At 65.3% G+C, this 24,583-nt stretch carries 21 protein-coding genes and 1 pseudogene; 13 read left to right on the top strand and 9 right to left on the bottom strand.

Features of this window, described 5'->3' with window-relative positions; translation table 11 throughout:
* Positions 1–152: 152 nt before the first annotated feature.
* Both DES41_RS30725 and DES41_RS30720 read right to left on the bottom strand, forming a co-directional pair.
* Entirely contained in the window at positions 153–1,469 is a 1,317-nt protein-coding gene (locus tag DES41_RS30725; RefSeq protein WP_114471441.1) for an MFS transporter, read from the bottom strand.
* A gap of 9 nt (positions 1,470–1,478) precedes the next feature.
* Positions 1,479–1,757 carry a metal-sensing transcriptional repressor gene (locus DES41_RS30720; protein ID WP_147282991.1) on the bottom strand — a complete coding sequence of 93 codons (279 nt, stop codon included), beginning with the start codon at positions 1,755–1,757 and terminating at the stop codon, positions 1,479–1,481.
* 344 nt (positions 1,758–2,101) lie between these two features.
* Here DES41_RS30720 and DES41_RS30715 point away from each other — a divergent pair, with 344 nt between their 5' ends.
* Genes DES41_RS30715 through DES41_RS30695 form a run of 5 tightly spaced genes read left to right on the top strand, consistent with a single transcriptional unit; the run spans position 2,102 to position 8,386 of the window.
* The gene (locus DES41_RS30715) at positions 2,102–2,554 is read left to right on the top strand and encodes a hypothetical protein (RefSeq protein WP_114471439.1); all 453 of its coding nucleotides are present in this window, start codon (positions 2,102–2,104) and stop codon (positions 2,552–2,554) included.
* A gap of 57 nt (positions 2,555–2,611) precedes the next feature.
* The gene (locus DES41_RS30710; protein WP_114471438.1) at positions 2,612–3,727 is read left to right on the top strand and encodes an efflux RND transporter periplasmic adaptor subunit; all 1,116 of its coding nucleotides are present in this window, start codon (positions 2,612–2,614) and stop codon (positions 3,725–3,727) included.
* Positions 3,727–6,831 carry an efflux RND transporter permease subunit gene (locus DES41_RS30705; protein WP_114471437.1) on the top strand — a complete coding sequence of 1,035 codons (3,105 nt, stop codon included), beginning with the start codon at positions 3,727–3,729 and terminating at the stop codon, positions 6,829–6,831. Before DES41_RS30710 ends, DES41_RS30705 begins: the two co-directional genes overlap by 1 nt.
* Entirely contained in the window at positions 6,824–7,123 is a 300-nt protein-coding gene (locus tag DES41_RS30700; protein ID WP_114471436.1) for a DUF3240 family protein, read from the top strand. The genes DES41_RS30705 and DES41_RS30700 overlap by 8 nt, the downstream gene beginning before the upstream one ends.
* Entirely contained in the window at positions 7,124–8,386 is a 1,263-nt protein-coding gene (locus DES41_RS30695) for a TolC family protein (RefSeq protein WP_114471435.1), read from the top strand.
* A gap of 81 nt (positions 8,387–8,467) precedes the next feature.
* Here DES41_RS30695 and DES41_RS30690 read toward each other — a convergent pair whose 3' ends face one another.
* The 6 genes from DES41_RS30690 to DES41_RS30665 form a co-directional block, all read right to left on the bottom strand.
* Positions 8,468–8,773 (bottom strand): hypothetical protein, encoded by a 306-nt coding sequence (locus tag DES41_RS30690; RefSeq protein ID WP_114471434.1) that lies wholly within the window; start codon positions 8,771–8,773, stop codon positions 8,468–8,470.
* Positions 8,774–8,824: 51 nt separating this feature from the next.
* Entirely contained in the window at positions 8,825–9,208 is a 384-nt protein-coding gene (locus DES41_RS38545; protein WP_170168329.1) for a hypothetical protein, read from the bottom strand.
* Complete coding sequence (locus DES41_RS30680) at positions 9,195–12,365, bottom strand: efflux RND transporter permease subunit (protein ID WP_114471432.1); 3,171 nt, start codon at positions 12,363–12,365, stop codon at positions 9,195–9,197. Before DES41_RS30680 ends, DES41_RS38545 begins: the two co-directional genes overlap by 14 nt.
* Positions 12,362–14,041: an efflux RND transporter periplasmic adaptor subunit gene (locus DES41_RS30675; RefSeq protein WP_114471431.1), complete on the bottom strand. Its 1,680-nt coding sequence runs from the start codon at positions 14,039–14,041 to the stop codon at positions 12,362–12,364. The genes DES41_RS30680 and DES41_RS30675 overlap by 4 nt, the downstream gene beginning before the upstream one ends.
* Positions 14,038–15,393 carry a TolC family protein gene (locus DES41_RS30670; RefSeq protein WP_114471430.1) on the bottom strand — a complete coding sequence of 452 codons (1,356 nt, stop codon included), beginning with the start codon at positions 15,391–15,393 and terminating at the stop codon, positions 14,038–14,040. The genes DES41_RS30675 and DES41_RS30670 overlap by 4 nt, the downstream gene beginning before the upstream one ends.
* A 136-nt stretch (positions 15,394–15,529) precedes the next feature.
* Complete coding sequence (locus tag DES41_RS30665; RefSeq protein ID WP_147282990.1) at positions 15,530–15,973, bottom strand: hypothetical protein; 444 nt, start codon at positions 15,971–15,973, stop codon at positions 15,530–15,532.
* A 339-nt stretch (positions 15,974–16,312) separates the two neighbouring features.
* Here DES41_RS30665 and DES41_RS30660 point away from each other — a divergent pair, with 339 nt between their 5' ends.
* The 6 genes from DES41_RS30660 (at position 16,313) to DES41_RS30635 (ending at position 21,044) form a co-directional block, all read left to right on the top strand.
* The gene (locus DES41_RS30660) at positions 16,313–16,738 is read left to right on the top strand and encodes a hypothetical protein (RefSeq protein ID WP_245965937.1); all 426 of its coding nucleotides are present in this window, start codon (positions 16,313–16,315) and stop codon (positions 16,736–16,738) included.
* Positions 16,739–16,974: 236 nt separating this feature from the next.
* Positions 16,975–17,208: a hypothetical protein gene (locus tag DES41_RS30655; RefSeq protein WP_245965936.1), complete on the top strand. Its 234-nt coding sequence runs from the start codon at positions 16,975–16,977 to the stop codon at positions 17,206–17,208.
* Positions 17,205–18,629 carry a TolC family protein gene (locus DES41_RS30650; RefSeq protein WP_114471426.1) on the top strand — a complete coding sequence of 475 codons (1,425 nt, stop codon included), beginning with the start codon at positions 17,205–17,207 and terminating at the stop codon, positions 18,627–18,629. The genes DES41_RS30655 and DES41_RS30650 overlap by 4 nt, the downstream gene beginning before the upstream one ends.
* 22 nt (positions 18,630–18,651) lie before the next feature.
* On the top strand, positions 18,652–20,067 hold the full coding sequence (locus DES41_RS30645) for a multicopper oxidase family protein (RefSeq protein WP_114471425.1): 1,416 nt from the start codon (positions 18,652–18,654) through the stop codon (positions 20,065–20,067).
* A 38-nt stretch (positions 20,068–20,105) separates the two neighbouring features.
* Positions 20,106–20,597, top strand: a complete 492-nt coding sequence (locus tag DES41_RS30640; RefSeq protein ID WP_114471424.1) for a cupredoxin domain-containing protein — start codon at positions 20,106–20,108, stop codon at positions 20,595–20,597.
* A gap of 72 nt (positions 20,598–20,669) precedes the next feature.
* Positions 20,670–21,044: a copper-binding protein gene (locus DES41_RS30635; RefSeq protein ID WP_114471639.1), complete on the top strand. Its 375-nt coding sequence runs from the start codon at positions 20,670–20,672 to the stop codon at positions 21,042–21,044.
* A gap of 435 nt (positions 21,045–21,479) precedes the next feature.
* Here DES41_RS30635 and DES41_RS30630 read toward each other — a convergent pair whose 3' ends face one another.
* On the bottom strand, positions 21,480–22,148 hold the full coding sequence (locus tag DES41_RS30630) for an ArsR/SmtB family transcription factor (RefSeq protein WP_245965959.1): 669 nt from the start codon (positions 22,146–22,148) through the stop codon (positions 21,480–21,482).
* Between the two features lie 35 nt (positions 22,149–22,183).
* On the opposite strand from DES41_RS30630, the gene DES41_RS30625 reads away from it, so the two are divergent.
* Together DES41_RS30625 and DES41_RS30620 are read left to right on the top strand one after the other, a co-directional pair.
* The gene (locus tag DES41_RS30625; RefSeq protein WP_342769696.1) at positions 22,184–23,446 is read left to right on the top strand and encodes an MFS transporter; all 1,263 of its coding nucleotides are present in this window, start codon (positions 22,184–22,186) and stop codon (positions 23,444–23,446) included.
* Between the two features lie 176 nt (positions 23,447–23,622).
* Positions 23,623–24,488, top strand: a pseudogene (locus DES41_RS30620) (IS3 family transposase); the annotation flags it as partial.
* Positions 24,489–24,583: the final 95 nt, after the last annotated feature.

Raw genomic sequence — 24,583 nt, 5'->3', positions numbered from 1 at the left:
GTTTACCTGACGTTTGACATCAGGTTTAAGCGCCGATGACCGCCGCGACGCCATGATTCCGGTGCGCGGCGCGGTAGTGCCGCGGTACTTAGGAGGCCCATCGTCACTGTTGGTCGAATGCGGGCCTATGACCGCGCTGCGCTCTTCTGAACTTAGGAGCGGGGCCAGTACAGGTGCTGATCATCAATCCAGAATTCGTGCGCATGCCGCGCGCCAGCACGATGGCCATACTCGCGCAAGTGATGGTGGTCGAGCGGCAAATCGGTGTGCTCGTGCTCGACGACCTCTGGATCGCTGGCGGGCCACAGCAAGAATGCGACCGCAGTCGCAGCCAAGGCCGCAACGCCTAACAACACAAAAGTCATGGGAACACCCAGGTTGGCACCGGCCCAGCCCGCGAGCGGATAGAACGCCAGCCAGCACGCGTGCGACAACGCGAACTGGGCGGCGAACAGCGCTGGCCGATCGCCGGGTGCGGATGACCGCCGGAGCAGTCGGCCCGATGGTGTCAGTGCGCTCGAATAGCACACGCCGGCCAGGAACCAGAGCACCAGCAGCGCTTCGTAGCTGGAGAACTGGCTTGCCACCAGCATGATCACTGCCAGCATCCCGGTGCCGAACAGGATGACAGGCCGGTCTGGCCAACGGTCCAACAGCTTGGGCAGGCTCAATGCCGCGAGCATGGAGCCTGCACCGAATGCCCCCAGTGCAACAGCCACAGCGCGTTGCGGCATTCCCCACAAGGCCTGGACCATGACGACGGTGTTCACGAATACCATGGAGACGGCTGCCGCAGCAGCGGCGTTCACGGCCAGCAAGCCGCGCAGACGCGGCGTCGCAAGGAAGATGCGCAAGCCGCGCGTGGTGCGGTCGTAGATGCCGCGCTTCTCCTGCACGGGCGGCGACGGCAAGGTCACCGACACCACAAGGGCAGCCGACACCAGGAAGCCCACGACGGTTCCTGCGAACAGGTCGTGGAAACTGATCACCGTCAACAGCGCCGCCGCGAGCATCGGGCTCAACAGGCTTTCGAGGTCATAGGCCATGCGCGACAACGACAGCGCACGGGTGTACTCGCGCTCGTCAGGTAGAACATCGGGGATGGTGGCCTGGAAGGTCGGTGTGAAGGCGGCCGAAGCGGCCTGCAGGACGAAGATCAGCACGTAGACCTGCCAGATCTGCGTGACGAAGGGCAGCAACACGGCCACCGCGGCGCGCACGAGATCCAGTGCCACCAACAAAGCGCGACGCGGAAAGTTGTGGGCCAGTGCGGACGCCAGCGGCGCCACACCGACGTAGGCAAGCATCTTGATGGCAAGCGCCGTGCCCAGAACGACGCCGGCATCCTTGCCGGCGAGGTCGAAAGCCAAAAGCCCCAGTGCCACCGTTGCCAGACCGGTTCCGACCAAGGCAATCACCTGCGCGCAGAACAGGTGCCGATATGTCCGGTTGCGCAGAACGCCAAGCATGGTGGCCTCCTAGAGGTAGCGGGTGATCTGCTTGAACTCTTCCAGGGACTGCGACTGGGCACTCCCGGATCCCTGAACCATGTGCTCCAGGCAGTGGTCGATGTGGTCCTGGACCAGCGCCTTCTTTGCGTGCGCGACCGCCTTCTCGACGGCTTGCAGCTGCTGCGCGATGTCCAGGCACTCCCGGCCCTGCTCGATCATCTGGATCACGCTGCCGAGATGTCCCTGCGCGCGCTTGAGCCGCTTGGCGATGGCTGCGTGGGACTGGTGGGTATGGTTCGTCGTCATGATTTTCATATCCTCCCCCCCAGGATACTATGATCAGCAGATAATCTGCACGCCCGTGCATACGTTGCTCCTTCCATCACCTCATGTCGCCCCGCTTCAGCGGGCGATGCGGGCGCGCGCGTGCATGCTTCTGCTCATCCTTGCGGGACTGATGCTGTCCCCGTTGGAATCGACCCGTTCACACGGTCTTGCGGTCGAGCGCCGCAGCGGCATTCGCCGGACTCGCCATTGGCGGAACGTATCCCCCCGGGTAGGATACGCCTGATGGTTTCATCCCTGCTCAGTGCCGTGCGAGCGCGGCGAGCCGCTGGCAAGGCGGTGGGCGGGAGCTTGGCCTTGCGCGAATGGCCTTGAAGATGCGCCGCCGACCGCTCGGATCCGTCGTCGGCCGCACCGCGGTGGCGTGGATGCGCTGGATGCTGGTGCTGCTCCTGGTGGTCGACCAGGTCAGCGCTCCATGGCACCGCCACCACCACGAGTCGGGCATCGACGACGTGGTCCGCGTGGTCGGCGCGATGCATGCCAGCGATGTCCACGGAGTCCACCTCGACGAGGGCGAGCTGCACGAAGACTTCGCGCACGCCACCGCTGCGCTGCGTGCTGAAGTCCGCTTAGTCGTCCTGGACGAGGATCGCGCGGCGGCGGATCCTGCATGGCTTGTTCCGACGGTCCATCCCTGGGTCGATCCGCCTCTGCCGCCTGCCGCCCAAGGGATGACGCAGGCACGCGCCAGCCCTGACAAACCTGCGCCACGCAGCCTTCCTCCCGACGGACGCGCACCTCCACTGACCGCCTGAAGAACTTTTTCCGTCTTCAGTGTGCGCTCGCGTGCGCAGGTCTTTCGTGGAGCATTCATGTTTTCTGTCCCCTTGCCGGCGCCGCTTGCGCGCGCCGCCATCACCCTCGCCTTCCTGGCCCTCGCGCCCGGCGTCCGAGCCGCTGACGATTTCAAGATCAGCCCGGCCCAGATCCAGGCCCTAGGCATCCAATTGGCGCGGCTGGAGAAGCCGTCCGACATCGGCGGGCAGGCCTACCCCGCACGAGTGGTGTTGCCTCCTGCTCAGGAGTCGGTTCTCAGCGCGCCGCTGGCTGGCAGCATCGACCAGCTGCTGGTCGCCGAGAACCAGGCGGTGAAGGCCGGCCAGCCGCTGGTGCGGCTGGTCAGCCCGGAGTTGGGCGAGCTGCAGCTGCGACTGGCCGAAGCCGCATCCCGCGCCCGGCTGGCCCAGCAGGCGCTGGCACGCGAGCAGGCCTTGCTGGCCGACGGCATCATCGCCGAGCGCCGGGTGCAGGAATCCAGCGCAGCGGCCGCGGAAGCGCGCATCCGGCAAACGCAGGCCGAGGGTGCTCTGCGCCTGGCCGGCGCCGACGCCGGGCTGATTCGGCGCATCGCTGACGGCGGGGCCATGCAGGACTCCCTGGTGCTGCGTGCGCGGTCCAGCGGCACGGTCACGCGCATCGACGCCAAGCCGGGCCAACGCGTGCAGGCAGCAGAGGCCCTGCTGCGCACGGCCGACACCAGCAAGCTGTGGCTGGACGTACAAGTGCCCGTCGATCGGCGGGCCAGCATCGCGCGACCGGGTGCCAGCCTGACCGGCGTCGACCGTGGCATTCAGGCCAAGACCATCGGCTTCGGACCCACGGTGTCGGAAAGCCAGACGGTCACGCTGCGCGCGGAGGTCACCCAGGGCGTGGACAGCCTGCGTGTGGGCGAGGCCTTGCAGGTCCGCGTGCCGTTCTCGGCAGCGCAGGCCTGGGCGGTTCCGGTACCGGCCGTGGTGCGCCAGGACGACAAGGCCTACGTCTTCGTGCGCACCGCCGACGGCTTCATGGCAACGCAGGTGGCCATCCAGGCCAGCGCTGGCCAGTCGCTGCTGGTGTCCGGGCCGCTCAAGCCCAGCCAGGAAGTCGCGGTGTCCTCGGTCATCGCCCTGAAGGCGGCCTGGCTCGGCAAGGGCGGGAGCAATTGATGCTGTCCCGCCTGATCCAGTTTTCGCTCGCCCAGCGCCTGTTCGTGCTGCTGGCGGGCATCCTGCTTGCGGGAGCGGGTTGGTACGCCTTCAAGAATCTGCCGATCGACGCCTTCCCCGACGTGTCGAGCACCCAGGTCAAAGTCATCATGAAAGCCCCCGGCATGACGCCGGAGGAGATCGAAAGCCGCATCGCTCTGCCCATCGAGATCGAGATGCTGGGCATTCCGAAGCAGCGCATGCTGCGCTCGGTGTCCAAGTACGGCATCGTGGACGTCACGATCGACTTCGAGGATGGCACGGACATCTACTGGGCACGCCAGCAGGTCTCCGAACGCCTCGGGGGCATCACCGACGCGCTGCCGTCCGGCATCAGCGGTGGCATGGCACCGGTGACCACGCCGCTGGGCGAGATGTTCATGTTCACGATCGAGGGCGAGCGCTACACGCTGGAGCAGCAGCGCGATCTGCTGGACTGGGTGATCCGCCCCGCCTTGCGGTCGGTCGTCGGTGTCGCCGACGTCAACGCGCTGGGTGGCAAGGTGCGCAGCTTCGAGGTCGTGCCGGACCCAGTGCGGCTGGCTGCCGTGGGCGTGTCGACGATGCAAGTCAAGGCTGCCATCGAGGCCAACAACCGCAACGATGGCGCTGGCCGGCTGGGCGAAGGTGACGAGGTGCTGCTGGTGCGCAGCGAAGGCAGCATCCGCGATGCCGACGATCTGCGTGCCATCGTCGTGAAGTCCGGCAACGGCAGCGCGGTACGCCTGGGCGAGATCGCCACGGTGCGCGACGGCAGCGTCACCCGCTACGGCGTCGTGACCAAGGACGGCAAGGGAGAGGCTGTGCAGGGCCTGGTGTTGGGCCTGGCCGGAGCGAACGCGCAGAAGGTCGTGCAGGGTGTGCAGCAGAAGATCGAGGAGATCAAGCCAACGCTGCCCGAGGGCATCGAACTGAACGTGTTCTACAACCGGGCCAGCCTGGTCGAGAAGGCCGTCGGCACGGTGTCGAAGGCGCTGCTGGAGGCCACAGTCCTGGTGCTGGTGCTGCTCGGCGCCTTCCTCGGCAACCTGCGGGCCGCCGTCACCGTCGCGCTGGTGCTGCCGCTGGCAGCGCTGGCGACCTTCATCCTGATGATGGCGACCGGCATGTCCGCCAACCTCATGAGCCTGGGCGGCCTGGCCATCGCCTTGGGCATGCTGGTGGACGCCGCGGTCGTCGTGGTCGAGAACGTGGTGCAGCACTTGGGCCACACCAAGAATGCCAAGAAGCTGCCGCGCCTGCACATTGTGTTCCGTGCAGTGCGTGAAGTAGCGGTGCCGGTTTCCGCGGGCATCCTGATCATCGTCGTGGTGTTTCTGCCCTTGCTGACGTTGCAAGGCCTGGAGGGCAAGTTCTTCGTGCCCGTGGCGCTGACCATCGTGTTCGCGCTGGCGAGTTCGCTCGTTCTGTCGCTGACGGTCATCCCGGTCCTGTCGTCGTTTCTGCTCAAAAGCGGCGCGCACGACGACCCCTGGCTGCCCCGGCAGCTCTCGCGCCTGTACGAGCCGTCGCTGGGCTTTGCCCTCAAGCGTCAGAACCTGATGTTCGTGATCGCGGGGCTGCTGCTGGCGGTGGCGGCCGTCGTCTACACGCTGGTCGGCAAAACCTTCATGCCGCAGATGGACGAAGGCGACATCATCGTCGGCATCGAGAAGCTGCCCTCCGTGAGCCTGGAGCAGACCGCCGCGCTGGACCTGCGCATCCACCAGGCGCTGATGAGCCGCATCCCGGAAGTGACGGGCGTCGTCGCCCGCGCCGGCTCCGACGAAATCGGCCTCGATCCCATGGGTCTGAACCAGACCGACACCTTCCTGGTGCTGAAGCCGCGGAACGAGTGGCAAGCGGCCAGCAAGGACGAGTTGCAGGACAACATCCGCAAGGTACTGGACGAGCTGCCCGGCGTGGGCTACAGCTTCACGCAGCCCATCGACATGCGGGTGTCCGAGATGATCATCGGCGTGCGCGGCGACGTGGCCATCAAGATCTTCGGGCCCGACCTGTCGACGCTGAATGACCTGGCGGCGCAGATCGAGAAGCTGGTCAAGGAAGTCCCCGGCAACCAGGACGTCTATACGGTCGAGAACGATGGCGTGCAGTACCTGCGCGTCATCGTGGACCGTCTGGTCGCAGGCCGGTATGGCCTGTCGATGGAAGACGTGCAGGACGCGCTGCGTGTGCAGATCGAGGGGCAGCGCGCCGGCACCGTGATCGACGGCAACAAGCGCGTGCCGATCGTTATACGCGGCACCGACGGCGTGCGCATCTCGCCAGCGGATTTCGAGGCCCTGAGCATCACGGCGTCCGACGGCCAAAGCGTGCCGCTCCGCACGTTGGCCCGGTTGGAACGCACCAGCGGCCCCGTCAAGATCGACCGCGAGATGGGCAGCCGCTACAGCGTGGTGATCGCCAACGTCACCGGCCGCGACTTGGTCGGCTTTGTCGATGAAGCCAGGGCCAAGGTCGCGCAAGCCGTCACCCTGCCCACCGGCTACCGCATCGCCTGGGGCGGGCAGTTCGAGAACCAGCAGCGCGCAGCCGCGCGGCTGGGCTTGGTGGTGCCGCTGTCGCTGGCCTTCATCTTTGTGATCCTGTTCACGACGTTCGGCTCGGTCCGGCAAGCGCTGCTGGTGCTCAGCAACATCCCGTTCGCGCTGGTGGGCGGCATCGTCGCGCTGTGGCTGACCGGGGAGTACCTCTCGGTGCCGGCCTCGGTGGGCTTCATCGCGCTGCTCGGCATCGCGGTGCTCAACGGCGTGGTGCTGGTGACCTACTTCAACCAGCTGTACGCCGAGGGGCTGTCGCCATTGGACTGCGTCGTGCAAGGGGCGAAGCGCAGGCTGCGACCCGTGCTGATGACGGCGTCCATCACGGCCTTCGGCCTGATCCCGCTGCTGTTCGCCACCGGTCCCGGCTCGGAGATCCAGCGTCCGCTCGCCATCGTCGTGATCGGCGGCCTCATCACCGCGACGGCGCTGACGCTGATTCTGCTGCCCATCCTGTACCTGCGCTTCGGCCACCCCCCTACTAAAGCCATCGAAGCTGACCAGGAGATCCACCATGCCTGAGTTGTGCCTCACCCTGTGCTGCCCACAGGACCTCGAAGAGAAGCTAGTCGACGCCTTGCTGGACGTGGCGGACCAACGCGTGTTCACCAGCACGGCGATCGCCGCCCACGGCGCGTCGAACCACCGTGCCAGCAACGCCGAACAGGTGATGGGGCGCAGCAGCTGGACGCAGGTCCAATTGCTCGTTTCCTCGGATCAGTTGGCCGCGCTGCTGGACGGCCTGCGCCCGTCCTTCGCGGGCACCCCATTGCGCTACTGGGCCACGCCGTTGGCCCAAGCCGGAGAGTTTTGAATGAAACGGATGAATTTCAGAGCCAGCGCATGCGCGTTCGCCGCGGCGGCCTTGCTTTCCCTGGTCTGCGGCATGGCCCAGGCCCAACCCATGGCAACTGTGGAGCTGCCCGATGCGGAACAGGCGACCACCGCCATCGCACAGGACCCGAGCGTGGCACAGGCCCGCGCGGCCCTGGAAGCCGCAAGCCACGGCGCGGCGATGCTGTCCGCCGGACCCTACGAGTGGACGGTCGGCGGCACGGCGCAGCGGCGCCGGGTCGACGGCAACGGCAGCTCGAACGAGTGGAATATCCAGATGGAAAGGCCCATCCGCATTGGCGGCAAAGCCGAACTCGACCGGAAGCTGGGCCAGTCGAGCCTGGACCTGGCGCGGGCGCAACTGGCCGTGGCCCGCACGTCGGCGGCGCGCACGTTGCTGGACAGCTGGCTTGACTGGCAGGCCGCGTCGCAGGCCCGGACAGCCCTGGACGATCAACTGCGCATCGCCGAAGAGAACCAGCGCACCGTCGAACTGCGGCAGAAGGCCGGCGACGCGTCGCGCCTGGACGTCAATGTGGCACAGGGGGACCTGGCCGAGGCGCGGCGGCAGGCAGCCGAAGCGCGCACCAACGAAGCCAAGGCGGCGGAGAGCCTGCGCCTGCGCTATCCGGCGCTCCCGTTGCGTGCCGCACCGCTGCCCGATCCGACCTTGTTCGAGGCCGGCGACACGGCGTGGCGCGAGCGCATGGTCGCCGAACATCCGCTGATGCTTGCGGCGACCCAGAACCTGCGCATGACGGAGCTGCGCGCCGACCGCCTGCGCGCCGAGCGCACGCCGGACCCCACGGTTGGTGTTTTCATGGCATCCGAGGCGCGGCGCACCGAGCGCATCGTCGGCGTCAGCTTCAGCATTCCGCTGGGCGGTACCTATCGGCAGGCCGCTGCCCTGGAGGCCCTGCGCCAGGTGGACGTGGCCCGCGCCGGCCTGGAAGTGCAGCGGCGCGAACTGGATCTGCAAGTGGCAGCCCAGCTACAGGACGTGGCCGGCAGTGTCGAACGCTGGCAGCTCGCCGAACAAGCCGCCACAGCGCTGCGCGAAACCGCGCGGCTAAGCCAGCGTGCGTACGCGGCCGGTGAGCTGGACGTCCAGGCGTTGCTTCTGGTCCGGCGCCAGGCGCTGAGCGCGGCGACCGCCGCCCAGGATGCGCGCGCATCGGCCTTGCGCGCACGATACCGCCTGCTGCTCGACGCCGGTGCGTTGTGGCCGCAAGGCCCGATCTGACAATGACTTGAAGGTCTGCGATGCAAACCTGGCAGGACTCGCCCTGCGGCGAGTCCCTACGGTGAAAGCCTTCTCAGGCGCTCACAACACGGGGATCGCGCAGGCCTTCAACTGCGCTTCGTAGCGCGCCTTGCGGACTTGGTTTTCGCCGGGAGTCGTCAGCGCACGGGGGCCGTGGTCGAGCGGCAGCACCAGAGGATCGGGCGGGCACTTCACCGGCTGGCCTGTGGTGCTGTCGACTCTGACCGTGCTGGTACCTTGGGCAGCCACGGCCGCTTGCCTGTTCGCGCGCGCATTCTCGATGACCTGGAAGTCGGGACCGGCCAGTGCAGGCCAGGCCGCACTCAAGGTCAGGGCGCCGATGAGGGAAATGAGCAGTTTTTTCATGATGTTCTCCTGAGGTTGATCGGATCTAAGCGTTCGAGGAAACCCATCTGATCAATCCAACCATCGGCAGAACGCGATGCGTACAGGCCATCGCAGACGTCCGTCTCCCGCGTCGAAGTACCAGGCTGAAGCCGGCTGCGAGACAGCCCGCTTGCTCCAGGTCTCGGGTTCTTGCTCCCTGGCTTCTGCTTCGCCGGTGAAGCTGTCGCCCGAGGGCGCGGGCGCAATGGCACAGGCGGCGCATGTCCGGCAGTCCTCGGCGCTTGCGGGCTGGGAGTCCGAGGCGCTTAACGCAACCATCATCGACCCGGCCTGGGGATGCATCTCAACGGAGCCCTCCGCACGCGCCGCCGCACCGAGCAGCAACGCCAGGCACAGGCCAAGCACGGCCGCCCACCCGATGCGGCGAGAGTTCGAACGCTCAAGCGTCGACACGACGACGCCTCCAGAACATCCACTGCGAGGCTGCGGGCTCCCGCGGTCTGCGCATCAACAGGTATGCCGCCGGGATCACGAACATCGACAGCAAGGGCGCAGTGATCATCCCGCCCACCATCGGCGCGGCGATGCGCTGCATCACCTCAGAGCCGGTGCCTGTTCCCCACATGATCGGGAACAGGCCTGCCAGGATGACGGCGACCGTCATCGCCTTGGGCCGTACGCGCAGCACGGCGCCTTCGCGGATCGCGTCCAACAGATCAGCCGTGCTCTTCTTGCCCTGATCGACCCGGTCGTCCCAGGCGTGCTTGAGGTACAGCAGCATGATCACGCCGAACTCCGCGGATACGCCGGCCAACGCGATGAACCCGACCGCCCCCGCGACGGACAGGTTGTAGCTGAGCAGGTAAAGCAGCCAGATGCCGCCGACCAGCGCGAACGGCAGCGCAGCCATGATCAGCAGCGCTTCGTCGAAGCGCTTGAAGGTCAGGTACAACAGAACGAAGATGATGAGCAGCGTGAATGGCACCACCACCTTCAGCTTGGCGGTGGCCCGCTCCAGGAACTCGAACTGGCCGGACCAAGAGACGGAGTAGCCCGGCGGCAGCTTCACATCTTTCGCGACCGCGCGCTGCATGTCCTGCACCGCCGAGCGCAGATCGCGCCCGCGGATGTCCACGTAGACCCAGCCCGACAGCCGTGCGTTCTCGCTGCGCAGCATCGGCGGCCCGTCCGCGACGCGAATCTCCGCAACGTCGGAGAGCACCAGCCGTGCCCCGCGCGTGGTGACGATCGGCAGGGTCCGCAACCGCTCCAGCGAATCGCGGATCTCGCGGGGGTAGCGCACGTTGATCGGAAAGCGCTGCAGGCCTTCCACTGTTTCGCCCACGTTCTCGCCGCCCACGGCCGAGGCAATGACCGACTGCACATCGGCGATGTTCATGCCGAAGCGCGCCGCCGCGTCGCGCTGGATGTTCACATCCACGTAGCGACCGCCGGTGAGGCGTTCGGCCAACGCGCTGGAAACGCCCGGCACGTCCTTGAGTACGCGTTCGATCTCGCCCGTGATGCGGTCGATGGTGGCCAGGTCGGTGCCCGCCACCTTCACGCCCACCGGGCTCTTGATGCCGGTAGCCAGCATGTCGATGCGGTTGCGGATCGGCGGCACCCAGATGTTGGTGAGGCCCGGCACTTTGACGATGCGGTCGAGCTCCTCAACCAGCTTGTCCTGCGTCATGCCGGTGCGCCATTGCTCGCGCGGCTTGAACTGGATGGTCGTTTCGAACATCTCCATCGGCGCCGGATCGGTCGCCGACTCGGCGCGCCCAGCCTTGCCGTAAACGCTGGCCACCTCGGGAACCGCTTTGATCAGCCGGTCGGTCTGCTGCAGCAGTTCGCCGGCCTTGCCCGCCGACAGGCCCGGCAGCGCCGAAGGCATGTAGAGCAGGTCGCCCTCGTCCAGGCGCGGCATGAACTCCCCGCCGATGTGCTGCAGTGGCCATAGGCTCAGCACCAGCACGACCACGGCGCCCAACAGCGTGAGCTTGGGCCAGCGCAGCACCGCGTTCAGCAGCGGCCGGTAGACCGCGATCAGCAGCCGGTTGAGCGGGTTGGTCTTCTCGTCGGGAATCCTGCCGCGGATCAGGTAGCCCATCAGCACCGGGATCAGCGTCACCGCCAGCCCGGCGGCGGCCGCCATGGCATAGGTCTTGGTGAAGGCGAGCGGAGAGAACATGCGTCCTTCCTGGGCTTCGAGCGTGAAGACTGGAACGAACGACAGCGTGATGATGAGCAGCGAGAAGAACAGGGCGGGCCCGACTTCGGCCGCCGAGTCGGCCACGACACGCCAGTGGCTCTCGCCGCGCAGGCTTTGGCCGGGGTGGTCGTGGTTCCACTTCTCGATGTGCTTGTGGGCGTTCTCGATCATCACCACCGCCGCATCGACCATCGCGCCAATGGCGATCGCAATGCCGCCCAGTGACATGATGTTGGCATTGACGCCCTGGTAGCGCATCACGATGAAGGCCGCCAGGATGCCGATCGGCAGCGAGACGATCGCGACAAACGCGGAGCGCAGGTGGAACAGGAAGATGAAACACACGACCGCCACCACGAGAAATTCCTCGAGCAGCTTGAAGCCGAGGTTGCGCACCGCCCGCTCGATCAGGTTGGACCGGTCGTAGGTCGGCACGATCTCCACCCCCTTGGGCAGGCTGGCCTGCAGGGTCTGGAGCTTTTCTTTGACGGCGGTGATGGTCTCCAGCGCGTTCTTGCCCGAGCGCATCACGATCACGCCACCGACGGCTTCGCCTTCGCCGTCGAGCTCGCCGATGCCGCGGCGCATCTCCGGGCCGATCTGGATGCGGGCCACGTCGCCCAGGCGGACGGACACACCGGCATCGGTCGTCATCAAGGGGATCTTGCGGAAATCCTCCAGGCCCTGAAGGTAGCCCGAAGCCCGCACCATGTACTCGGCCTCGCCGAGCTCGAGCACCGAGCCGCCGGTTTCCTGGTTGGCTTTCTGGATGGCGTCGACGACCTGGGTGTGCGCAATCCGGTAGGCGGCCAGCTTGTCGGGATCGAGCACGACCTGGTACTGGCGCACCATGCCACCGATCGACGCAACCTCAGCGACGTTGGGTACGGTCTTCAGCTCGTACTTGAGGAACCAGTCCTGCAGGGCGCGCAGCTGCGAGGCGTCCTGCGTGCCGCCGCGGTCGACCAGCGCGTATTGGTAGATCCAGCCGACGCCGGTGGCATCAGGCCCGAGCGAGGCCTTGGCCCCGGCGGGCAGGCGTGACTGGACTTGGTTCAGGTACTCCAGCACCCGCGAGCGTGCCCAGTACAGGTCGGTCCCGTCCTCGAACAGCACGTAGACGAAGGAATCGCCGAAGAACGAATAGCCGCGCACCGTCTTCGCACCAGGCACCGACAGCATGGTGGTCGTGAGCGGATAGGTGATCTGGTTCTCGACGATGCGCGGCGCCTGGCCCGGGTAGGTGGTGCGGATGATGACCTGGACGTCCGAGAGGTCGGGCAGGGCATCCAGCGGCGTACGCAGAACCGAGTGCACGCCCCAGACGCTGAGCATCAGCGTGGCCAGCAGAACGAGGAAGCGGTTGGCAATGGACCAGCGGATGAGCCTGGCGATCATGGCTTGCCCCCTGGCTTGGCCGGTGTGGCGGGTGCGGTGCCGGGTGCGACCGGCGTCACGCGGGTGAGCTGCGGCAGGTCATCCTTGTCGATGAAGAATTCGAAGCTCGCGCGATCACCAGCCCTCACGTTGCCCGGTGCACCGCCGGGTGGCAGCTTGAAGTCCATGGTCATCGCGCCCCACTTCATCGTCGGGATCGGTCCGTGCGAGAAAGTCATCGTGTCCGCGGTGATGCCTTCCACCTTGCCTTCGCCCACATGCCTGGGCGAGGCCGCGCTGGTCGGAGGCGTTGACGTCGATGGCGAAGCCGTCGCGGGAGCGGCGGCGCCCGCAGCTGGTACGGCGTTCAGCCGTGCCTCGACGCCCTTGAGACTCGCCTCCGAGTCGATCAGGAATTGCGAGGACACCACGACGCGCTGGCCGGCTTGCAGCCCGCGCTTGATCTCGGTCTGGCCGCCGCTTTCGAGGCCGGTCCCAACATCGACCGGGCGGAACCGTCCGCTGTCTTCCGCCAGCATGACGACCGTGCGCCTGCCGGTCTGGATGACCGCCTCGGTCGGAACCAGCAGCGCCTTCGGCGCCTGCGTGTCGGCGAACTGCATCGAGACGAACATGCCAGGCACCAGCCGGCCGGTCGGATTGGCTAGCTCCAGGCGCGCCTTCAGGGTGCGGGTGGCCGGGTTGACGTCCGGCAGAATGGCCTGGACCCTTCCGTCGAAGACCTCGCCGGGCGCGGCAGGCGATCGGGCCTGCACCTTGGCGCCTGGACGCACGAGCGCGGCCTGGCTCTCCGGGACTTCGGCGTTGGCCCAGACGGTGGACAGCCCGTTGATGCGGAACAAGGTCGCACCGGCCATCACCGTCATGCCTTCACGCACGGCCAGCTCCGTGACCACCCCGCCGATGGGCGCAACCAGCGTGATGCGAGGCTGGGTGCGCCCGCTGCGGGCCACGAGTTCGATCTGGCCGTCGCTCATGCCGACCTGACGCATGCGCTGGCGGGCGCCGTCGACCAGCGGTTCCATCTGCGTGCCGCGCATGCGCTGCACGGACAGGAATTCCTCCTGTGCCGCGATCCACTCGGGCACGTAGAACTCGGCCAGGGCCTGGCCTTTCTTCACCGCGTCGAGCGTGGCGCGCACATGCAGGCGCTCGACATAGCCCGTGGACCGCGCCTGCACGATGACCTGGTCGCGCTCGTTGAAGGCGATGCTGCCGACCGCGGCCACCTGCGGCGCGAGGATGCCTTCGGACACCGGCGCAGTTCGCACGCCGAGGTTCTGCTGGACGCGCGGGCTCACGGTCACGTTGTTCTGGTCGCCGCTGTCGCCACCGGCATAGACCGGGGACATCATCATGTCCATGAAGGGCGATTTGGCCGGCTTGTCGAACCGGTTGCCCGGCACCATCGGGTCGTGGTAGTAGAGGATCTTCTTGCCGTTGGCGGGGTCGGTGTCGCCGGCCTTCAGACCCGCCGCGATGTGGCGCCGGGTGGCGTCTTCCCCGGTTTCGTTGCGAGTTTCTGACGAAGCATCCGGAGCGCTTGCTGCAGGCAGCGCCGCCGATGCTGGCGCCATGTTTTTGCCGCGTTGCAGCCCGAAGTTGTATGCGCCAAAGGCGGCGGCAGCAAGGACCGCCGCAGCGATCAGCCCAAAGAAGAAAGGTTTGGCTTTCATTGTTGTGGCTCCGAGGCGTCCACGGTCTTCGTGGACGCGTTGCCAGCGAGTGCCGGGCGGTCGACGGGAATCAAGAACTCAAGCTGGGCCCACAGCGCGGCGGTTTCCATCTCGAGGCGCAGGCGGTCCATGCGCGTGTCGATCTCCATGCGTCTGGCCTCAAGTGCTGCGCTCAGGTTGGCCACGCCGCCACGATATGCGGCCAGTACCGCACGGATGCGATCGGCCGCCAGCGGGATCAGGATGCTGTCGTACTGCGCGAGGCGATTGCGGTTGCTTTGCCATTGCTGCAGCAGGGAGAGCGCATCTGCGGTGCTTTCGCGGGTGGCCTCTTCTCGCTGGGCGCGCATCTGCTCGACCGTCGCGAGCTTGACCGCGAGCTCCCGGTCCTGGCGATTCCTCTGGTCGAGCTGCAGCGGGATCGACACGTTGAGCGACACCATGTTCGAGTAGGCCTGGCCGCGCTGGCTGTACATCAGTTCGACGGTCCAATCAGAGTGCTTGTTGCTCTGCGCGATGTCGGCTTCGGCGCGTGCCACGGCTTCCTGCCTTGCCATCAACGCAATTTGCGGATGCGCCTCAATCTGGGCCTCCAACTGGTTGGCATCGAGCCGAACAGTGCCCAGTTCGGGGAGCTTCCCCGACAGTTGGACTGGGCCGGGGCCGATCCAGCGCGCCAGGCGCGTCTGGGCCGTGGCAATCTGGCGATCTTGCTGGAGGATGCGGTCGTCCAGTTGCGCCAGGGCCGAACGGGCCGCGAAGACGTCGGCCTGCGTGCCCCGGCTACCCCGGTAGGCCGCGTCCGCGCCTTCGGCCTGCAGCGTCAATTCCGCGCGCTGCGACTGCAGCAGGTCGCGCATGCGCGTCTGGAAGGAACGCTCGAGCCAGGCCATGGCGGTGTCACGCCGCAAATTGGCCAAGGCCACCACGCGGGCGGCTTCGGCCGCTTCGGCCTCCCGGTTGAAGCGCGCCGAGCGCGCCTGGCGCTTGTCCGCGCGGGTGAACTCCTGCATCACGCCGATCGAGCGCATCGTCATGAAATCGCGTGTGAAGCTGAAACGGTCGCTACCGTTGACCGGCAGGTTGCTGATGCCCGCCTTCAGCACCGGATCGGGCAGTTGCCCGGCGGCAACGGCCATGTCGCGCGCGCCGCTGGCGGCCGCATCCTGGGCGACGAGTTGGCGCGAACGCTCTTCGGCAAGCCGCAAGGCCGCATCGAGGGTGAGCGCCTGCGGGGTCAGTTGCGCTTGGGCGCCGAGACTGAGGGTGCTGGCGCACAGCGCCATTGCCACGGCCCAGTGGCGGGGCCAGCGTCGTGCGGTCGACTTGGCCGGGAAGGAAACGATGAACATGAGATCTCCTGACGACAAACCCCGGGGGGCGATGTCGGGCCGCTGCGCGCCACCAGGAGAACCGGTGAGAACAGCAAGCCACGACCGAAGCGCCGTCCGGCTCGAAGGAGCCGTCAGCGCAACGTCGATCAGTGGATCAAGTTCGGTAAACGCAGTGCAGGATGGCGTGCGGGGGCGATGCCGCAACCAGTGCACTCAAGGAAGTCGCCGCAGGGCGTGGGGACTGTGTCGCCTCGGGTGCCCAGGGGGTCAGGAGAAGCGGCGCCAGCAACGCGACGGGGATGGTCAGCGTGGATGCATGGTCGCTTTGCTGGCCGAACTTGCAGTGCTCGGCGCATAGGTTGGCAGACCCTGCATCTGCCATGCCGGCCATGTCGCCGCAAGGGGGGGCCTGCGTGGCGGTGTCAACGCTTGCATCGACAAATGGGACCGTGCTGGCGGCCATCTCCATGGAAGCAGAGCCCGAGCCGATGGCGCCCAGGGACAGCGCCGGGCACGCGTAGGCGCCAATCGCCAATTGCGCGAACAGCAGCACACCGATCACGCCTCGGGCGATCAAGTGCACCAGGCGGCGTGTCATGACCAGATCCTGGACAATGCCGCCCAAAGCACATCGGTAGCGCGAGGGGCGCTACGACCGTGCTTGGCATGGATGGCTGTAGGGGCCATGAAAAGATGCGTAAAACGCCTTGACGGATTCGGTGCGTGTGGGGTGAATGTACGAATTCTAGTTCTAGTCGTTGAAGAACGGCCGCAGATGGCGGCAATATGCGGGACTTTTGACATTGCGCGCTACTGGGCTGCGCACAACCCCATCAACGGCTGATGGTTGGAACCGACCGCGCGCCCTGTCGTGTGGTGCAGACCGTTGAACGAAGACTAGGCCGCCTGACGCACCGTTCCATTTAGAATTCGCGAAATGCACCGGGTTCGCCTGTTCGTCCTTTGGATCATGATGGTTGCCGTGCCCTTCCAGGGGTACGCAGCGGCAGCCATGGTTTTTTGCGGACCCGGACACGCTGGTGCAAGTGCAGAAATGTCCGCCGAGCTGCCCGCGGCGCGCGACGTTGTCCAACATCCACATCTGGACGGGCATGCGGACCAGCACCACGAGATCGAACAGGACGCCAAGCAACCTGTCAATGACAGCACCGCCACGGGTGCAAGCGCGGAACCTGACGCGATGCACAAGTGCGGCATTTGCGGCGCGTGCCATGCTACTGCGTTGATCGGTACGTTGGAACTGTCCGTCTTCTGCGATCTTCCCCGCGCCGACCTGGCGGAGCCCGCCATCACGATGGTCACGCTCGCGCCCCGCGTTCTCGACAAACCTCCTCGCGCGTAACGCGTTCGTGCGCCTGTGACCTACGTCACGGGTCGCAGCGAACGCTCATGTATCGCCTGCGTCATGCCTCTGAAGGCAGCTCTGACGCATTTCGTTCATGAACTTGCGAGGACTCCATGTTCCATTCATCGCTGGCCCGTTGGCTGGCTGTTTTTCCTGGCATTGCAGCGCTGGCTGCCGTGGCCCAGCCTGCGCCCGCGCCGGGCCCCGTAGCTGCGACGGCACCGCCGCCAACCTTGATCTACAAATCCGCGCTTGAGGGCTATCGCCCCTTTGCGGACGAAAAGCCCATTCCCTGGAAAGAAGCCAACGAGACGGTCCACCGCCGCGGTGGCTGGCAGGCCTACGCCAAGGAGGCATCGGAGGGAACGGGCGCGGCACGAGCCGAATCGCCCAAGGGCGCAGCCGCTGCACCGCCTGCACAGTCAGGCCACTCGATGCCTATGCCTGCCAAGAAGGAGAAGCCATGAAGCGCGCTTTGCGTTTGACGGCCATTGCCGCTGCTGCCGCTTTCCTGGTGGGCTGCGCGTCGGTCGGTATCGACGACGCCTTGAAGGACACGAACACCAGTGGGCAGCAGTTCACTGGCGGCAAGCTCGAACTCAGCCGCACCCAGGAGCAGCGTGACCGCCGCGCCGCGCTGGCGCAGGAACTGCTGGCCAAGCCGCTGTCGCAGAACGACGCAGTGCAGCTCGCGTTGACCAACAGCCCATCGGTCCAGGCCCTGATCGCTCAAAGCTGGGGCGACATTGCTGCGTCGAACCAGACCAGCCGGCTGCCCAACCCGATCTTCACCTTCGAGCGCATGCGCCTGAACAGCGAACTCGAGCTTGGTCGGCTGCTGTCCTTCGGGCTCGTGGACCTCATCCTGCTGCCGCAGCGCCTGTCCATCTCGCGAAGCCAGGCGCATCAGGCCAAGGTGCAGCTCACCGGTGCCGTGGTCGATCAGGTCACGCAGGTCCGACAGTCCTGGGTGCGTGCCGTCGCCGCACAGCAATCGCTGCAGTACGCGGAGCAGGTCAACAAGTCGGCCCAGGCCAGTGCCGAACTCGCACGCAGGATGCAAATGATCGGCAACTTCAGCAAGCTCCAGCGCGCACGCCAGCAGGTCTTCTATGCCGATGCAACGACGCAGTTGGCTTCGGCGCAGCACGCCACCACGGCCGCGCGCGAGGAATTGGTGCGTGTCCTGGGCCTGGACGATGCCCAGGCCGCCAAGCTGACCTTGCCTGAACGCCTGCCCGACCTGCCGAAGGCACCGCGCGAAGGAAATGAAGTCGCAGCCACCGCGACCGAGCAGCGTCTCGATGTCCAGATCGCGCGCGCCCAGCTGGACGTGGCTGGCAAATCACAAGGCATCAACCTGCTGTCGACCTTCACCGACGTCGAAGTGGGTGGTCGTCGCGACACGGTGTTCGACAACGCGCAGGGCACCAAGAGCGCGCGGCGCGGCTTTGAACTCGACATCCGGTTGCCGCTGTTCGACTGGGGATCGGCGCAGCGCGATATGTTGAATGCGCAGTCTCTGGCCGCGGCTAACCGCTACGACGCCACCGTGCGCGGCGCCTCTTCGCAGTTGCGCGAAGGCTACTCGGCCTACCGCACGGCCTATGACATCGCGCGGCACTACCGCGACGAGATCGTGCCGCTACGCCAGTCCATGGCCGACGAGAACGTGCTTCGCTACAACGGCATGCTGATCGGCGTCTTCGAACTGCTTGCTGAAGCGCGCGACCAGATCTCCAGCGTGACGAACGCCATCAATGCCCAGCAACAGTTCTGGCTGGCCGACGCTGCGTTGGCGGCTTCTGTGATGGGCAAGCCCACGTCCGTGGGTGCCTCGATGGCCGGTTCAGGTGGCGCAGGCGCCTCCGCTGGCGCAGCCCACTGAGCTCACAACCGATTTAATCAACATGACAAACAGACGCAATTTTCTGAGTGGCGCCGGTGCCATCACGGGCGCCCTCGCGGCCGCGAGCGTGAGCAAGGTGGCGATGGCCGCGCTGCCCGAGCCCGTGCTTCAGACCACGCCCAACACCATGCCGCCGCTGATGCCCGCGAGCGGGCGCCCCTACAACCCCGTGGTCACGCTCAACGGCTGGACCTTGCCTTGGCGCATGCGTGATGGCGTCAAGGAATTCCATCTCGTGGCCGAACCCGTGGTGCGTGAGATGGCGCCCGGCTTCAAGGCCAACCTGTGGGGCTACAACGGCCAGTCGCCTGGACCCACCATCGAAGTGGTGGAAGGCGATCGGGTTCGGATCTTCGTGACCAACAAGTTGCCCGAGCACACCAGCGTCCACTGGCATGGGCAGCGGCTGCCCAACGGCATGGACGGGGTGGTGGGCCTGAACCAGCCGCCCATCCGGCCCGGCAAGACCTTCGTCTACGAGTTCGTCGCGCGCCGGCCCGGCACCTTCATGTACCACCCGCATGCAGACGAGATGACACAGATGGCCATGGGCATGATGGGCTTCTGGGTGACCCATCCCAAAGCCGAGCATCCGCTGATCGCGACGGTCGACCGCGACTTCGTGTTCCTGCTGAACGCCTACGACGTAGAGCCCGGCAGCGCCACGCCCAAGATCATGACGATGCTGGACTTCAACCTGTGGTCCTGGAACAGCCGGATCTTCCCCGGCATCGATTCGCTCAACGTCGGGCTCAACGACAAGGTGCGCATTCGCATCGGCAACCTGACGATGACGAACCATCCGATGCACCTGCACGGACACGAGTTTCTCGTCACAGGGACCGACGGTGGGCCGACGCCCAAGTCTTCGCGTCAGTACGAGGTGACCGCCGACGTGGCGGTTGGCCAAATGCGCCAGATTGAATTCCTCGCCGATGAGGAAGGAGACTGGGCCTTCCACTGCCACAAGAGCCATCACACGATGAACGCCATGGGTCACGACGTACCCACCATGATCGGACTGGACCACAAGGACGTGGCCAACCAGATCAAAAAACTGGTGCCCGACTACATGGTCATGGGCGAGCGTGGAATGGCTGACATGGCCGAAATGGAAATGCCGATTCCAGACAACACCGCGCGAATGATGACCGGCGAAGGTCCGTTCGGTTCGGTCGAGATGGGCGGCATGTTCAGCGTCGTCAAGGTGCGCAAAGGCCAGAAGGCCGGTGACTACTCCAATCCCGGCTGGTTCAAGCATCCCGCTGGCACTGTGGCCTACGAGTTCGATGGCGCGGCGCCCGAGACCTCGCGCCACGGCGGCGCGGGCGCAGCTGCGATGCCCGCCCAGAACATGCCCGCCAGAAACATTGAAGTCCAGATTCGCAAACCCACCGGTGGTCACTCCAACCACTGATCTTTTCTCCGTTCCCGTCCAACTCTCAAAGGAAACACATGCAACACACTCTCCGCAACACCGCACTCGCTGCCTTGATGGCACTGGCTGCAGCAGGCGCTTTCGCATCGGGCACGCATGCCGGCGGCCATGGTCACGATGCCGACGAGGCGATCGGCAAGCCCGGCGTCGCTGCCAAGGCCACGCGTACCATCAACGTGGACATGACGGACAGCATGCGCTTCACGCCTGCCGACATCACAGTCAAGCAGGGCGAGACCGTGCGCTTCGTGATCAAGAACTCGGGGCAGATCAAGCACGAACTCGTGCTCGGCACCGAGAAGGAGCTCAAGGAGCATTACGAGGTCATGAAGAAGAACCCCGAGATGGAGCATGCCGATCCAAACATGGTGACCTTGGCCGGCGGCAAGACCGGCGAGATCGTCTGGCAGTTCACAAAGGCCGGCAAGGTTGACTTCGGCTGCCTGCAACCAGGCCATTACGACGCCGGGATGAAGGGCGCGGTGAAGGTGACCAAGACTGGGAAATAAGGGAGCTGCTCCCGCTGCAGGCCTTCACCGGGGCGGCGGGACTTCACATTCATTATGTCCAAGGAGATTTTCATGTCGAACATTCGCATCGCACTACTGGCATTCGTTGCCGCTTTCTCGTTTGCTGGCGCGGCCAGCGCGCAATCCTCCAAATCGATGTCGGACATGCCAGGCATGCCCGATAAGGCGCCGGCAGCCAGCGGCTCGGATGCCGCCGCGGCCTCGGAGCTAGCCGAAGGCGAGGTCCGCAAGGTGGACAAGGACAACAAGAAACTCACGATCAAGCACGGTCCGCTGAGGAACCTGGACATGCCCGGCATGACCATGGTGTTCGGCGTCAAGGACGACGCCATGCTCGACAAGGTCGAGACGGGAGCCAAGGTCCGCTTCCTGGCAGAAAAGATCGACGGGAAGATCGTGGTCACCAAGATCGAAGCGGCCCGCTGATCCCGACAAGAACTTCGCAGGCAGCAGGCCCCAAGAGGATGGAGGAAAGCGTGGCGCACTCCAGTGCTTCGCAAGTCGTTCGACAAATCCTTGAGGGACCAGTCACCCGGCCAACGCTGCTGCCCTGGCGACGTCGCCAGTTTGTCTCCGAGGCTGGTTTTGCCGGGCACTTCGGCGGCAACAAGGACACTTTGGCGAAACACGGGATTGGCGTCGTGCCAATCCGGAATTCGATCACGCAGCCCTGGCGGCCGAGTACATGAACGTTCGCACGAAGAAAGTGTTTGCTGACGGCTTACGTTGCTCAGCAAAGCAGCTGATCGGCTGGATCTGAGGGAGGGACGGAGAAGTGGTGAAGTCCTGAATCAAGACTTGGAGTGGCGAACTCAGGTGAGTAGTGATCCTGGATGGCTTGCATGGTCGATAGGTGTTTTGCTACGCGGCTTCCACCGCCAAACCGGCGGCCTTCCACTCTGGAAACCCGTCTTCGAGACGCCGCACGTTGAAGCCCTTAGCGCGTAACGCGGCGACGGCCTCGAAAGACATGACGCAGTACGGACCACGGCAGTACGCAATGATCTCGCGGCCTTTTGGCAAATCCGCCAAGCGCAGTTCCAGTTCCTTTGCAGGAATGTTGATCGCGCCGGCCACATGGCCGAGCGCGAACTCTTCTTGCGGCCGAACATCCAGCACCGTGACCTGACCTGAGGCCAGTCGGGCGACAAGGTCTTCCCGGGACACCGCTTCCAACGCATCCCGGTCATCGAAGAAGTCGCGCATGACGCCACGTATCTCCGCAATGTTGCGCTCACCTACGCGGCCCAACGCCTTGAGCAATGCGACCACCTCGACATCACCGGCCAGCCGATAGAACACACGCTTGCCCTGGCGTTCCGCCTCCACAAGGCCTGCTTGGCGCAGCAGTTGGAGATGGCGCGATGCATTGGCCATCGTCAAGCTGACACAGCGGGCCAGCTCCTCGACGCTGCGAGCACCTTGAGCCATTCCCTCCAACAGCTCCAGACGATGTACATGGCCTAGTGCCTGACCGACCACGGCCAAGTTCTCGAAGACAACCTGCTTGGGGCTGTCAGTTGACAGCATGGATTTCATAGTTACACAATCAATGTATTGATTGAATGATGCCGCGTTGGCGATCGGCGTGCAAGCCTCACGCATTTCAAGCAGGCGATCAAAAGGGTTTCATGCTCAAAAGCAATATGCACCGACAGGTGTTGGTCCTTGCCAGCGCACAGGCGCTTTTCCAGATTGTGTCTGTGATGGTGATGACTGTGGGGGGACTTGCGGGTGGCCAGATCGCTCCTTCGCCTCGGTGGGCCACGTTGCCCATAGCCACCATGTTCCTGGGCACCGCGACGATGATGTTCCCGGCCTCGATGTGGATGGCCCGCGTCGGTCGCCGGATTGGCTTTATCAGTGGCACGGCGCTGGGCATGGCGGGTGGCCTGGTTGCTGCTTACGGGGTCCACGAGTCATCGCTTGCACTGCTCGCCGGGGGCACGTATCTGGTAGGCTGTTACCAGGCCTTTGCGCAGTTTTATCGGTTTGCTGCCAGCGAGGTAGCGGATGACGCTTTCCGGCCGCGTGCGATTTCGCTGGTCATGGCGGGTGGTGTCGTCGCCGCGCTCGCTGGCCCCATGCTCGCGCGCCTGGGGGGGCCGTTGATGTCGCCAGAATACCTGGGCTCCTTCCTGATCTTGGCGGTTGTGTCGATGGTGGCAGCCGGCGTGTTGATCAACTTGCGGGTGCCCACAACGCCGATACCGGCCGGCGCTTCGGCAACAGGCCGGCCGTGGCAGCAAATCGTCGCGCAGCCGTCCTACCTGGTGGCACTGTTCGGCGCTGCCACCGGCTACGGCATCATGATCCTGGCAATGACGGCGACACCCATCGCCATGGTGCACCACCACCACGAACTGGGCACGGCCGCAACCGTGATCCAGTTGCACGTGCTTGGCATGTTTTTGCCATCTTTTTTCACAGGGTCGCTGATCGCCCGGTTCGGCGTACTGCGCATCATGCTGACCGGTGTGGTGCTGTTCATTGGCCACATCCTGGCGACGTTGACCGGAACTGGTTTTTCCTCCTTCGCAAGCGCTCTGGTTCTGCTGGGCGTGGGCTGGAACTTCATGTACATCGGTGGGACAACGTTGCTCACGACGACGTACGCGGCTGCTGAAAAATCGCGCGCTCAGGCCATCAACGACATGACGATTTTCGCCGTAGGCCTGACTTGCTCATTCAGTGCCGGCGCTCTGTTGGAGTCTTTGGGGTGGCAAACACTGAATCTGGCGTTGATTCCCTGGCTCGTGCTGGCCGCCGGTGCTTTGCTCTGGCTTTCTGCTCGCAACCGGTCGGCCGCAGTGGGTGAGGTTGCATAGCATGTCCAACCGGGACTATTGGGAGAGCGTCTACCAAAGCAAGGGGCCGTTGCGCGTGAGCTGGTACCAGCAGCACGCGAAACGCTCCGCTGAATTGATCCGCCGAACGGGCGTGAATCGACCCGGTTTCAGTAGACACCTTCGAGCCTCAAACCTGAGGCCCAATAGGAGGTGCCATGACGAGCAAGCAACCCTACCCTGAAGAATTCAAGATCGAAGCGGTCAAGCAGATCACCGAGCGACACCATCGAGTGGCCGATGTGTCCGCCAGGATCGGCGTGAGCCAGCACAGCCTGTACAAGTGGATCAAGGCGTACTCAGCGCCGGCGGCCGAACGGCAGGCGCAGCTATCGCAGACGGAAGAACTGCGGCGCCTGAAGGCAGAGCTGCGGCGCGTGACAGAGGAGCGCGACATCCTAAAAAAGGCCGCGGCGTACTTTGCCAAGCAGTCCGGGTGAGGTACGCGTTCATCAAGGCGCACGAGGAGCAGCACAGCGTGCGGCGCATGTGCCGGGTCATGCAGGTGCACCCCAGTGGCTACTACGCCTGGAAGGCCGAGCCACAGAGTGCCAGGGCCAAGGACGACCAACGGCTGACCAGCCTGCTCAAGCAAGCCTGGCTGGAGAGCGGCGGCGTGTATGGGTACCGCAAGCTGACGCTGGACATGCGCGACCTGGGCGAGCGCTGCGGCAAGCACCGCGTGGCGCGGTTGCTCAAGCTCCAAGGACTGCGCTCGCAGACAGGTTACCGCCGCCCTGGCGTGCGCGGCGGCAAACCTGCGGTGGTCGCACCCAACCACCTGCAGCGCGAGTTCACGGTGGCCCAGCCCAATCGATCCTGGGTGACCGACATTACCTACATCCGTACACACGAAGGCTGGCTGTATTTGGCGGTCGTGGTCGACCTGTTCTCACGCCAAGTGGTGGGCTGGTCGATGGGCAGCCGCATCGACACCAGCTTGGTCCTGGACGCACTGCTGATGGCGTTGTGGCGCCGCAGGCCTGAAGATCCCGTCACGGTGCACTCGGACCAGGGCTGCCAGGGTGGATTCAACCGGTCGACGCAACACCTTCAATCAAGGAGGTGTCTATGGGCCGACCGGCGGGTTGGATGCAGAGGTTGACGGGGCGTGGCGCG

Origin of the sequence: Pseudorhodoferax soli (assembly GCF_003337555.1) — a bacterium.
Taxonomy (GTDB): domain Bacteria; phylum Pseudomonadota; class Gammaproteobacteria; order Burkholderiales; family Burkholderiaceae_C; genus Pseudorhodoferax; species Pseudorhodoferax soli.
The sequence above is the reverse complement of the archived record's forward strand: the minus strand, read 5'-3'. Positions and strand labels throughout refer to the sequence as shown.

What these genes read in the sequence shown, in the direction of transcription:
- DES41_RS30725 (WP_114471441.1), bottom strand. Translation starts at nt 1,469, where the DNA reads ATGCTTGGCGTTCTGCGCAACCGGACATATCGGCACCTGTTCTGCGCG.
- DES41_RS30720 (WP_147282991.1), bottom strand. Translation starts at nt 1,757, where the DNA reads ATGACGACGAACCATACCCACCAGTCCCACGCAGCCATCGCCAAGCGG.
- DES41_RS30715 (WP_114471439.1), top strand. Translation starts at nt 2,102, where the DNA reads ATGGCCTTGAAGATGCGCCGCCGACCGCTCGGATCCGTCGTCGGCCGC.
- DES41_RS30710 (WP_114471438.1), top strand. Translation starts at nt 2,612, where the DNA reads ATGTTTTCTGTCCCCTTGCCGGCGCCGCTTGCGCGCGCCGCCATCACC.
- DES41_RS30705 (WP_114471437.1), top strand. Translation starts at nt 3,727, where the DNA reads ATGCTGTCCCGCCTGATCCAGTTTTCGCTCGCCCAGCGCCTGTTCGTG.
- DES41_RS30700 (WP_114471436.1), top strand. Translation starts at nt 6,824, where the DNA reads ATGCCTGAGTTGTGCCTCACCCTGTGCTGCCCACAGGACCTCGAAGAG.
- DES41_RS30695 (WP_114471435.1), top strand. Translation starts at nt 7,124, where the DNA reads ATGAAACGGATGAATTTCAGAGCCAGCGCATGCGCGTTCGCCGCGGCG.
- DES41_RS30690 (WP_114471434.1), bottom strand. Translation starts at nt 8,773, where the DNA reads ATGAAAAAACTGCTCATTTCCCTCATCGGCGCCCTGACCTTGAGTGCG.
- DES41_RS30680 (WP_114471432.1), bottom strand. Translation starts at nt 12,365, where the DNA reads ATGATCGCCAGGCTCATCCGCTGGTCCATTGCCAACCGCTTCCTCGTT.
- DES41_RS30675 (WP_114471431.1), bottom strand. Translation starts at nt 14,041, where the DNA reads ATGAAAGCCAAACCTTTCTTCTTTGGGCTGATCGCTGCGGCGGTCCTT.
- DES41_RS30670 (WP_114471430.1), bottom strand. Translation starts at nt 15,393, where the DNA reads ATGTTCATCGTTTCCTTCCCGGCCAAGTCGACCGCACGACGCTGGCCC.
- DES41_RS30665 (WP_147282990.1), bottom strand. Translation starts at nt 15,973, where the DNA reads ATGACACGCCGCCTGGTGCACTTGATCGCCCGAGGCGTGATCGGTGTG.
- DES41_RS30660 (WP_245965937.1), top strand. Translation starts at nt 16,313, where the DNA reads ATGCACCGGGTTCGCCTGTTCGTCCTTTGGATCATGATGGTTGCCGTG.
- DES41_RS30650 (WP_114471426.1), top strand. Translation starts at nt 17,205, where the DNA reads ATGAAGCGCGCTTTGCGTTTGACGGCCATTGCCGCTGCTGCCGCTTTC.
- DES41_RS30645 (WP_114471425.1), top strand. Translation starts at nt 18,652, where the DNA reads ATGACAAACAGACGCAATTTTCTGAGTGGCGCCGGTGCCATCACGGGC.
- DES41_RS30640 (WP_114471424.1), top strand. Translation starts at nt 20,106, where the DNA reads ATGCAACACACTCTCCGCAACACCGCACTCGCTGCCTTGATGGCACTG.
- DES41_RS30635 (WP_114471639.1), top strand. Translation starts at nt 20,670, where the DNA reads ATGTCGAACATTCGCATCGCACTACTGGCATTCGTTGCCGCTTTCTCG.
- DES41_RS30630 (WP_245965959.1), bottom strand. Translation starts at nt 22,148, where the DNA reads ATGCTGTCAACTGACAGCCCCAAGCAGGTTGTCTTCGAGAACTTGGCC.
- DES41_RS30625 (WP_342769696.1), top strand. Translation starts at nt 22,184, where the DNA reads ATGATGCCGCGTTGGCGATCGGCGTGCAAGCCTCACGCATTTCAAGCA.